The organism is Streptomyces sp. NPDC059166 (assembly GCF_042755185.1).
Lineage (GTDB): Bacteria > Actinomycetota > Actinomycetes > Streptomycetales > Streptomycetaceae > Streptomyces.
Window position 1 is genome coordinate 111,415 of the sequence record NZ_JBHZCI010000024.1, and the last position, 10,008, is coordinate 121,422.

Annotated in this window: 7 protein-coding genes and 2 pseudogenes; 2 read left to right on the top strand and 7 right to left on the bottom strand. The window is 67.2% G+C overall.

The window, feature by feature from the left end:
* Window positions 1-120 precede the first annotated feature (120 nt).
* The 4 genes and pseudogenes from fxlM to ACFXOA_RS19740 all read right to left on the bottom strand — a co-directional run.
* Window positions 121-1,632 (bottom strand): annotated as a pseudogene (fxlM, locus tag ACFXOA_RS19725) (methyltransferase, FxLD system); the annotation flags it as partial.
* Between the two features lie 421 nt (window positions 1,633-2,053).
* Window positions 2,054-2,461, bottom strand: coding sequence for a hypothetical protein (locus tag ACFXOA_RS19730; protein WP_385029731.1), 408 nt, complete (start codon window positions 2,459-2,461; stop codon window positions 2,054-2,056).
* Window positions 2,462-2,967: 506 nt separating this feature from the next.
* Window positions 2,968-4,107 (bottom strand): S1 RNA-binding domain-containing protein, encoded by a 1,140-nt coding sequence (locus ACFXOA_RS19735; protein WP_385029734.1) that lies wholly within the window; start codon window positions 4,105-4,107, stop codon window positions 2,968-2,970.
* A gap of 375 nt (window positions 4,108-4,482) precedes the next feature.
* Window positions 4,483-4,617 (bottom strand): hypothetical protein, encoded by a 135-nt coding sequence (locus ACFXOA_RS19740; RefSeq protein WP_385029737.1) that lies wholly within the window; start codon window positions 4,615-4,617, stop codon window positions 4,483-4,485.
* 314 nt (window positions 4,618-4,931) lie between these two features.
* Between ACFXOA_RS19740 and ACFXOA_RS19745 the strand changes: the two genes are divergently transcribed.
* The gene (locus ACFXOA_RS19745; protein ID WP_385029740.1) at window positions 4,932-5,432 is read left to right on the top strand and encodes an NUDIX domain-containing protein; all 501 of its coding nucleotides are present in this window, start codon (window positions 4,932-4,934) and stop codon (window positions 5,430-5,432) included.
* Between the two features lie 139 nt (window positions 5,433-5,571).
* Here the strand turns inward: ACFXOA_RS19745 and ACFXOA_RS19750 are convergent, their stop codons facing one another.
* Window positions 5,572-6,219 (bottom strand): NUDIX hydrolase, encoded by a 648-nt coding sequence (locus tag ACFXOA_RS19750; RefSeq protein WP_385029743.1) that lies wholly within the window; start codon window positions 6,217-6,219, stop codon window positions 5,572-5,574.
* A gap of 250 nt (window positions 6,220-6,469) precedes the next feature.
* Between ACFXOA_RS19750 and ACFXOA_RS19755 the strand changes: the two genes are divergently transcribed.
* Window positions 6,470-6,649, top strand: coding sequence for a hypothetical protein (locus ACFXOA_RS19755; protein WP_385029746.1), 180 nt, complete (start codon window positions 6,470-6,472; stop codon window positions 6,647-6,649).
* A gap of 216 nt (window positions 6,650-6,865) precedes the next feature.
* On the opposite strand, the gene ACFXOA_RS19760 is transcribed toward ACFXOA_RS19755, so the two are convergent.
* Both ACFXOA_RS19760 and ACFXOA_RS19765 read right to left on the bottom strand, forming a co-directional pair.
* Entirely contained in the window at window positions 6,866-7,615 is a 750-nt protein-coding gene (locus tag ACFXOA_RS19760) for a hypothetical protein (RefSeq protein ID WP_385029749.1), read from the bottom strand.
* A gap of 2 nt (window positions 7,616-7,617) precedes the next feature.
* Window positions 7,618-9,900 (bottom strand): annotated as a pseudogene (locus ACFXOA_RS19765) (RHS repeat-associated core domain-containing protein); the annotation flags it as partial.
* Between the last annotated feature and the right edge of the window lie 108 nt (window positions 9,901-10,008).

Sequence of the window (10,008 nt, forward strand, 5' to 3'; positions counted from 1 at the left end):
TCACGTCACGTACTGCCCGCTCAAACGATCGAGTCCCTACCGAACCCGGAAGTTCATGGAGCGGAGGTGTCGGGTGGCGCGGTGCCCGCTGGCGGATGGCCTGCAGGCACCGCAGAGGTGTCAGCGCCAGTCGACGACGACCCGGTTCAGCGGGGTGTCGAGGACGAATCGGCCTCGCTGGGGTGCCACGGGGGCGGCGTCGAGGGGCAGCAGTTCGAAGGCCGCTTCCTGGTCGCGGTATTCGATGTCCCAGGTTCGGATGGCTCCGGTGATCTTCGCGACCAGGTCTTCGTTGCCGGGGCCGTGGCCGATGACGCCGAACTCCCAGAGCTTCCCGCCCTCCGGTGTCGTGCGGTCGGTCAAACGCCGAGTGAGGTAGGCCACGGCACCCTTGCCGACGGCCGCGGTGGAGGAGGGGTAGGGGTCCTCGGTCAGGAGCGTGCCCTTCACCTCGTGTGGGAAAGGCATCCGGACGAGCCCGCCGGGCACGGAGCAGGCGACGAACAGTTCCATCCACTCCGGGGACTCCATCGCCTGGACCGTCATCCCGGTCCACTTCTCGGTGCGCGGCTGGTCCAGCACTCCCGACAGGGCATTGGCGTCGTGGGGGAGGTCGGCGGGGGCATGCAGTCGCACGGTGCCGTCCGCGCTGAGGGGGATGTTGCGGCGGGCGTCGTCCGCGATGCCTCGGCGCAGCGGCATGAAGGAGTTCATCTCGCTGCCGAGGGAGACCCAGCGGTCGCCGTTCCGCTCGTAGATGATGGAGCGGGAGACGGTGCCGACAAGGCGCTGGGGGGTGACGAGGCGGCCGGCGGGGGCGAGCTGGTCGAGCCAGGCGTGGGGGATGCCGTGCGCGCCGACGGTGGCGATGATCCGGTCGTACGGAGCGCCGTCGGGGTGGCCGAGGGCGCCGTCGCGGGTGATTGCCTCCACGTTGGTGACTCCGGCCGCGGCGAGGTGCCGGCGGGCGCCCTCGACCAGGTCGTCGTCGACGTCGATGGTGGTGACGTGCCCGCCGGGACCGACGAGGTGGCCGATGAGGGCGGCGTTGTAGCCGCTGCCCGCGCCGAGTTCGAGGATGCGCTCCCCGGGCTGCGCGTCCAGTTGCTCCAGCATGAGAGCGACAACTTCGGGCTGGGAGGCACAGGAGATCGATGTGCCGTCGCTGTCCAGCTTGATGTCGACCACGTCGTTGGCGTACGCGGCTTCCAGGGTGGCGTCGGGTACGAACAGGTGCCTGGGCACGGAGCGCAGCGCGTCCTCGACGGCCCCGGTGCGTACTCGTCCGCCCGCCTTGATCTGGTCGACGAGGGCGTTGCGAAGCTGTGCGGCGTGGCCGTCGGCAGTGGTGAGGGTGTCGGTTTTCACCCCTGGGACGCTATCGACTCCGGCCGGTGTTTTCGCTGATGAACGAGTGATTCACTCGATCCCATGACTGCCTCTTTCGCGAGATGGGACAGGACGTGTTGCTCGTGCGCCGTCAGACCGGCGCGGTTGGCGTGGAAGAGCACGTGGTGGGCCAGGACTGCGCGCAGCCCGCGGTTGAGCGTCTGCGTGGTTCAGGGCCGCGAGCGTTCAGCCGGCCTGTGCGCAGGCGGCGGGCCACGCGGGGTGGGCATCGAGCGGATCGCCCGGGCAACGCCATTGAGAATCGCGCACCGGTTCATCCACGCCGACAGTCGGCACCTGCTCAGTACCTCCGCAGACCCGAGGTGCCAGCGACGCTGGGAGACCGTTGTCGTCCTGATGCCCGCGATGCTCCGGGCCGCCGGCCTGGACTGGTTCGGGCAAGGGGTCGTCACGGAGTCGGATGAACAGCACCAGACCTCGGCGACGCCTCCGTCGACGTCACCCTCGTCGACTGACCAGTTCCATCCGCAGGCCCATCGGCCGTACCGGCCCGCCAGGAACTCGGTGACGGGATCCAGCGAACGCCAGCGATCCGCGACATCTTCCCGTCCGAATGGGCTGACGATGTCGAATTGACCCTGCACTCCCGAAACTGTCGCCAAGTGACAAGTAGCTCTCGGTAACGATGCCGCCGTTGCTGCGGTCATGTAGTCGTCGGGGTGTTACCGGTTGCTTCGGGGACGTATCCGCAAACCTGCGGGGCGCATTCGGCCTCGTGGTCTCGGCCCCATTGGGAGGTGTCTCGCTCGATGGAGCGGACGCGGTGGACGAGCCGCAGCTGGTTCTTCCGGGGCAAGGTCGAGGGCAACGCTGTGAAGGTCTCTGGGAGTACGGCGACCATGCCTCGGACCTGCTCTCCGTTGCCCATCTGCAACAGCATGGTGCACTGCCACCAGTCGATCTCGCCGCCGCGGCCGTTCGGTGTACCGGGCCAGTAGTAGTTCGCCGGATCCGGGAGCAGATAGTGGACGCCGTCGGAGGCGAGATGCGCCCGGAGCCACCCTCCGCCACCACTCAGGCCGAGCCGACGCCGTCGGGCGTCGTCGTTCAAGGCGCAGACCGCTTCGGTATCGAGGGCCTTGAGAACGTTTGCTTCTGAGGGGAGCGGCTGTCGCCCGGCGGGGGCCTTGACGGGCCAGCGTCTGAGCAGAAGGCATACCCGTTGCCGCGGCGTCATCGGCGACGGGGCCCTGCGGGATTGCGGCAGCGGCGGGGGTGGTGTCCAGCTTCGGCCTGCCTGTTCGATGTGACGCAGCATCCACGCACGGGCGTCCGGGCCGGCGGTGTTCCATACCCAGCTCATCGGCCGTTCGGTCATCGCCTGATCGAAGCTCCCGATGGGCTGGCCCCGGTGGGAAGGTCTCCTGGGGCGTGGCCGTGCGACACCCGGAAGGTTGTGGCACAAGTTGGCCAGGAATCTGATGCGGTCCAGAACCTCGTCATGGGAGGTGTCCTGCGCCCCGCGCTGGGGCCTCCCGGCCAGATGCCGTATCTCGCTGAACGCCATGCCCGCCAAGAGCACGGCTATATCCCGATCGAGCTCGGCCTCCTGGCTCCTCAAGCCGATCCACCCTCACTGCCGCCCTCAGGGAGGGTTGTGTGGTCCTGGGTGTGCGACAAGGAAATGCGACGATGCGCGATGTCGACCTCCATGATCTTCACGGTGAGGGCGTCGCCGACCTCGATGACGTCTGCGGAGGATTCGCCCAGCTCGCTGGTGTGTACGAGCCCCTGGAAGCCGTCCTCTCGGTCTTCGATGCGGACGAAGACGCCGAATGGCACGATCTTGGTGACTGGCCCGATGACCACCTGGCCGATCCGCTGCGCTACCTGCGGCCACGGGTCTTCCTGCACTCCTCGGAGCGACAGCGGTACCCGTTCCCGGACCATGTCGACGTCGAGCACCTCTGCTGTGACCTGCTGGCCGACGCAGACGACGTCGGACGGGTGGTCGACTGGCCGCCAGGACAGTTCAGGGATGTTGATCATCGCGGTGAAGCCGCCGATGTCCACGAAGGTGACGCCGAAGCTGGCGATGGTCGTCACTGTTCCGGTGACGACCTGGCCGCGCCGCAGGGTCTTCAGGAACGCCCAGTCCCGGTCGCTGGACGTCGGCTCGGTCTGCCAGCGCGCACGGAGAACACCGTCACCGTCGGGCAGCACCGCGGTGAATAGTGGGAGATCTTCACCGGCATACATGGATACGACGCCGGCAGCACGCGCGCTGGCGAGTTGGGAGATCAATGCCTCGAACTGGGTCTCGTCCGCGACCGTGCTCGTGATCTGACCGTCCTCGTCCTCCCAGACAATCTCCACGAGGCCTTCCTCGGGCAGAGCGGCCACGGCAGTGTCGACATCGGTGAGCAGGTCCGGCCAGATTGCCAACTGTGCGCGTGGGGCCAGATGGAAGCGCACGGTCTCGATGTTGTCGCGGGTCAGGCGGTGCCACCGGGAGGCGTTGACGGCGAAGACCTCCTCCAGGAACACCGCGCGGTGGGCGCTGACGGTCCAGTGCAGGCGGGCCCAGAAGTCGGAGTCGGCCGGCCGCTGCACGTACCCGGGGTCGTCGGGGGCGAAGTCGTACGGCGAGGCGTCCAGGCGTTCCGGGAACAGGCCGAGCGCGCGGGTGCGAGCCAGTGCGGCTTCGCAGGGCAGGTTGCTGCCGATGTAGAGGTACTGGTCCCAGCCGACGTGCACAGCGAACGCGCCGTCCGCCTCCAATCGGCACCAGGCGCCGTTGTCGCGGGCATGGACCGGACGAGCTCCAGGCCGACGGCGATCGGCACCAGTGCTCCGTCGTGGAACCCGGCGGGGCCGGCCGGGAACAGGTCGGCCAGGCCATAGCCGTCGATCGGTCGTTCCAGGCCGAAGTGCGCGAAGCCCCCGAGCTGCGGCTCACGGATGACCAGCTGGTCGACGCCGGTGTCCTCGGCGAAGGCGGCGACGGCGTGCAGGTAGGCGGCTTCGACTGGTCCGTGGTCGCTGGTCGCGTGCTCGGTGCCGGCGTAGTGGCCGTGCTGGTCGCGGTCGGAGAGGTTGTACTTGGTGACCCGGTAGACGTTGGGCAACACGTCACTGCCCACCGGAGGTCGACGGTGCGGACGCTTTCTGGTGGCGCTCAAGGACGCGATAGACGGTGGCGCGGCTGACGGAGAAGAGCTCGGCCAGGTCCAGACTGCATCTCGCGTAGCCGACGCGTTCACTCATGCCCGGAGCGTACGGTAAGCCCCCGCTCAGCGCACAGATCACCGGACACCCTAAATGAGACGCCGCCAGTGCAGGTCGATCTCTCCTGCCGAGCAAGATCACATTTGTTCGTTGGGGGTTCCCCAAGCGGACACACCCGACGGGTTCAGTCAGGACCTGGCGCGGTGACAACCACGCCTGCCGTCCCGCCGCTGTTGCGGCACCGGGCTCTGGCCGGACACGCTGGCCGTTCGGTGGGGCGGTCCTGCGCCGTACAAGTGGGGTGTCGGCCTAGGGTGGTGCGGGTGAGTCTTGGTGATGCTGATCAAGTGGTCGTGGACGAGGCTGTTGCGGATGCCGGCCTTGCCGCGCTGGAGTTCGACGGGGCGCGGGCCTGGCTGAAGGAGGCACGCCGGCGCCGGATGGAGCCGTTGGCGGCCGAGGTGTGGGTGACCGATCCCGCATTCGAGTACGTGCTGCTGGTCAGACACCGCGTGCGCGGATGGGTGCCGCCCGGCGGCAAGGCGGAGCCGGGTGAGACGCCGCGTGCGGCAGCCGCCCGCGAGTTGCGGGAGGAGACGGGGCTGCAGGCCGAGCTTCTGGCCGAGCCCGCTGCCGTGGCGGTGCGGTCCTATCGGTCAGACTGGTCCCCGACGCTGGGCCTGTCCTACGCCGCGATCGTCGACCGCGAAGTACCGCTTGCGGCGGAGCCGGGGCAGCCGGCAGCGTGGTTCCGCCTGGACGAGGAGTGGCAGAGCGTGTTCCCCGACGACCGCGACCGCATCCGTACGCACGCCCGGCGCCTGGCCACCGCTTCGGCGGCTCGCACCCGCTGACCGAGTGGTGCGGCGGCTGTTCACAGGACGGTGTCGATCCGGTCGAGGGCGGACGGCGGCAGGGTGATCAGCTGGAGGGCGTGCAGGAAGTGGCACCACACCGGTGACAGCCCGGGACGGCGTTCGAACTCCGTCCTCGTCAGGCGGCCTTCGGCGTAGTCGACGGTGCGCAGCGCGGTGTGCTGGAGCTGCTCGGGACGGGCCCATCTGGGGCGTGGACCTCCCTGGCCGACGGGCGCAGGGTTCCGCGGACCTCGGCCTGCAAGATCCACCACTGATGCCCGACAGGGCCGGTAGGCGTTCTCCGGCAGCGGTTGGGGCGCCACTGGGTCAGCAGCGGGTGCAGGCGGGTGACGGTGAGGCCAACCTCTTCGGCCACTTCGCTGCGGGCGGCCTGCTCGGGGCTGCCGTGCTGGTCGATGTGGCCGGCGACCGGCGCGAGACCGGTCGGCGGCGTCGCCCGCTCGAACATCAGCAGCCCCTCCGGGCCGGGAATCAGCACCCCGACGCTGGTGTGGTCGCATGTGTCCTCGGAGGTGACGGGGGAGGGGGCGGCCATGCTCATGGGGTGTCCATGGGCCGCTGGGCGACGACGACGAGCCAGCTCGTCACGGTCGCGGTGTCGGGCGTGGTCAGGGGCGTAGGCCGCGTCCAGGATCTCCATCCGCTGGGCGTGGGTGAACCCGTCGCCCGCCGGGCGGGCGAACACGGGAATGGACAGCCACGCCTTCTCGAGCTGGCTGCCGCCGGACTCACCCTCGTCAAGGCCGAGGTCATCGCCCAGCACGGCACCATGGTGGAGAGCAGTGTTTTCGGCTCGAGCCAAGCAAACAGCTTCTCCTGCAGTTGTTGTCGGCTACTTGCTGGTAACCCTGTGGAGTCTTCTTCGAAGGGCGGAGAGCGCCCCCCCGGAACCACGAAGGGGGAGCACCTGATGCCGGACTGGCTCGCAAGTTGAAGCTCGCCGAGTACGCCCTCGGCCTCCTGGCCGTCGCACACCCGGCCATCGTCCGCCCACCCCCGCAACTTCCATCGCCATGGCTGGAGTTGCGGCCGCAGTCGTGGGCTGGTTTCTCGCACACCTGGCGCTCACGCTCACGTTCGCTGTCGGCGCCCTGCTGGCTCAGGCGTTCCCTGGTCGGCGCGGCGACGCCGCACGGTGGTTCGACCGCGCCTGGGACACCTCGATCGACGCCATTCTGCCGGGCAAGTCATAACAACCCCGACCCTTCGATTCTTCGCTCAGCTCCTTCGCGCTGCTCCACGCAGCAATGCGTTACAACGCGCCCTGTGGCGTCCTCCAGCGGAGAGCACCGCTGGCACTCGAACAGAGGAACACCCCGTGTCTCGAGGCATCCGCCGCTCCGGTGGGCCTGACCCGACGCGGCTCCATGGAGGCCCACAGCACGTCCTCAGTCGTTTGAGGGCCGCCATCAATCGACGTAGTCCTCGACCATGTTGGCGACAAGAGAAAGCAAGGCATCTGCCCGATGTCGGTCATAGCGCTGGTTCCGCAGGGCATCGGCAACTGCTCGGAGCCGGGCTACCGCGGCTGGCTCGTGATCTTCCACCTCGAAGATCACCGGTTGGGTAATCAGATCAAGGCACTCGGTGAGCAGCTGGTGAGTGGCGAGGGCGGGCGGGTTGGGGTCAGGCTTGGCGAACGCGGTGGTCAGGTACTGGACGGGATTGGTGAGGCTCCACCCGACGACGTTGCTGTGCTGAATGACAAGGGCCAGATCAGGGGCGATTTCGACCCGGGCCTCAATTGGGTCGGCCAGGACGTCGAGATCGCGCAGACAGGTGAGCACGGTGTCCCCGGGGGTGCGGCACAACACCGTGGTGCTCCCGTGTCGGAAGTCCCTGGCTTCGTCCGCGCGAAGCCCGCCCGGGCGGGCAGTGGGCGCGACGGGAAGGCGGGCAGCGTCCTCAGCGGAAGCTGACTCTTCCGGCAGCTGAAACTCAAGCCCTGCCAGCTGCCGACCGGCGGGATTGAAGCGTAGGACGTCAGGAATGTCCCACAACAATTCCTGGCTGCCGAACGTGTCCACGAGAAATCTTTCTCGCTCCACAGCATTTGTGTAGGGCGCGACGTGCACTGAGTTTCCTGTGAAACCGGGGGCAGTGTTCAGAGGATTGTCTGTCACCATTGCGCACCAGTTGTCATCAAAGGTCAGTTTCATGATTATTTCTCCGGTTTGATTTTTACCGCCGGGGGCATGTACCCGTCCCTGCCCGGGATCCTGCCTTGCACGATGTCCTCGTGGGTCACGGGGCGACCCGGGTCTGTGGCGTTGCCGCCGAGTGCCGCGGCCCCGGACTCACCCTTTACTCCCGATGGCCCATATGCCGTGACGGTCTGGCCTGCTTCAGAGCCTCCCTTCGCCACGACGATGTCGTCGCCTTGACGGAAGATCAGATTTCCGGCCCCGCCAGTCGAGTGGTACACAGCGTCCGGCTTTTTCAAGATCTCCAAGACTCTCTCGTCGCTGAATCCATGACGCGTGTCTGCGTGATACCCGGGATGCTTTCGAAATTTATCTTCCTGAGCCCTTGCTATGACCGTCTCCGCAGCCTTGCGTGCCCTCTGCTCGGCCCTCTCCTCTTTCGTGTACTTGGGCATGAGGCCCAGCGGATCGCACCGCGTGGACGGATTATCCACGTACGCGACTGGGTTCGGCGCTGGTGCTAGACCCAGGGGGTCCGGGGAAGCGTAGCGCCCGGTCTCCGGGTCGTAGTGGCGGAAGCAGTTGTAGTGAAAACCGGTCTCTGGGTCGTAGTACTGGCCGGGGAAACGAAGGGGGGTGTAGGTACTGCTGTCGCGCGCCCAGGCAGTAGTGCCCCAGAGTGTGCTCCGGCTGCGCCATGCGATGCTGCCGGACTCATCGATCAGTTCGGTGGGGGTCCCGATGAGATCGGTGGCGATGGCAAAGAAGCGCCGGTCGATCTCTTTCTGGCGGTCGTCGTCCGTGAAGAGACGCTCGGTCTGGGCGAGAGGAGCGACGCCGCGGTGGTCCCAGGTGAGAGCGACCGTACTCTCGTCCGGCCGGTGGCTGATCTGCTCACACAAGGTGAGGCCGTCCCAGGTGAAACGGACCTCCTCCAGTATGGTCTCGCCGTCGGTTGCCAGACGCTGCTTGGCACTACGACGGCCCAGAGGGTCGTAGCGGTACCGCCACTGTGTCCCGTCGGGAGTGGTGACCGACACGAGTCGGTTCTCCGTGTCCCATGCATAGCGCCAGGTATCGGGCTTCCGGGAAAGGCGGGTCCTCTGCCGCAGAGTGACACGGCCGAGGGCATCGTGCTCGAAACGGACGTCTCCAGCGCGATTGATAGTGGTACCTGTGTAGGCACGCACTCCGAGGGCCTCGCTGCCGGGGTGGTTCGCGGGCCAGCAGGCCGAAGTCTGGTTGCCGACGTCGTCATAGGCGTACCGCTCTGTCCAGCCATGAGCGTGGACGCCGGTGACGCGGCCTGCCCGGTCCAGGTCGAAGGTACGGGTGCCTGACAGCTTGTCCACGATGGAGATCAGGTGGCCGTCGGCACGGTAGGAATAGGACCGGCTGTTTATGACGTGGGCACCGGTCCTGACCTGCTGCGCGGTGAGCTGGCCGATCTGATCCCAAGCGGATGTCACCGTGATGGCGTCGCCTATGGCCCTCACGAGCTCGCGGCCGGCGGCGTCGTGGGTGAAGTCGATGAATAGCACACCGCTTGTCAGCCGCTGAGGTTGGCCGTCGGCACCATAGGCGTACGAAGTGACGTGGCCCGTCGGCGTGATGCGCCGTGTGCGGCGGCCCAGATCGTCGTAGGCAAAGATGAGAGGACGGCCGTCGACCAATTCCGTTTTGACCTGTCCGCGTCGGTCGTACTGATACCGGAGTTCACCGTCCGGTCCGACCGCGTCGAGGAGGCGTCCGGCCTCGTCGTAGGAGTAGGCCGTCATCCGGCCGTCGACGTCCTTTTGGACGACCTGGCCCAGTTGGTCACGGAGGAATGAGATGGCGCCGCCCATAGCGTCAATGCGTGTGGTGAGCTGACCCGCCGAATCCACGCGGTATGCCAGGGTGCGTCCGTCGAAATCGGTCTCGGACACGATGTTGCCGGCCGCATCGTACTGATAGTTCCACTCCAGCCCCTGCGGGCCGGTGACACGAGTGAGCCGGAGCTCGTCGTCGTGCGTGAACTCATAGCGCACACCGTCGGGTCCGGTGCGTGCGGCCAGGAGATCGAAGTGGGTGTACTCGAAGTGGGAGACCGCGCCCATGGCGTCGGTGTGGGTGAGGCAGTTGCCCTCGCCGTCGTACGTCCAGGCCTGTGTGGAACCGTCCGCGTCGACGCGGCGGGATATTTTCCCCTCGACCGTCCATTCGAGGATGGTGACGGCCCCGATCGGGTCGGTGATCGTGATCGTACGGCCGAATGCGTCCCGGGTGACGCGGGTCGCGGCGCCGAGCGGATTTGTCAAGCCCCGGGTTTTATGGAGAGTGAGTTAGCTGGTTTTCTGGAGTGACGCCGGGGGTTGGGCCGCGTAGTGGGCGGCTTCGTGTTCGGCGGGGGTGACGTGGCCGAGCTC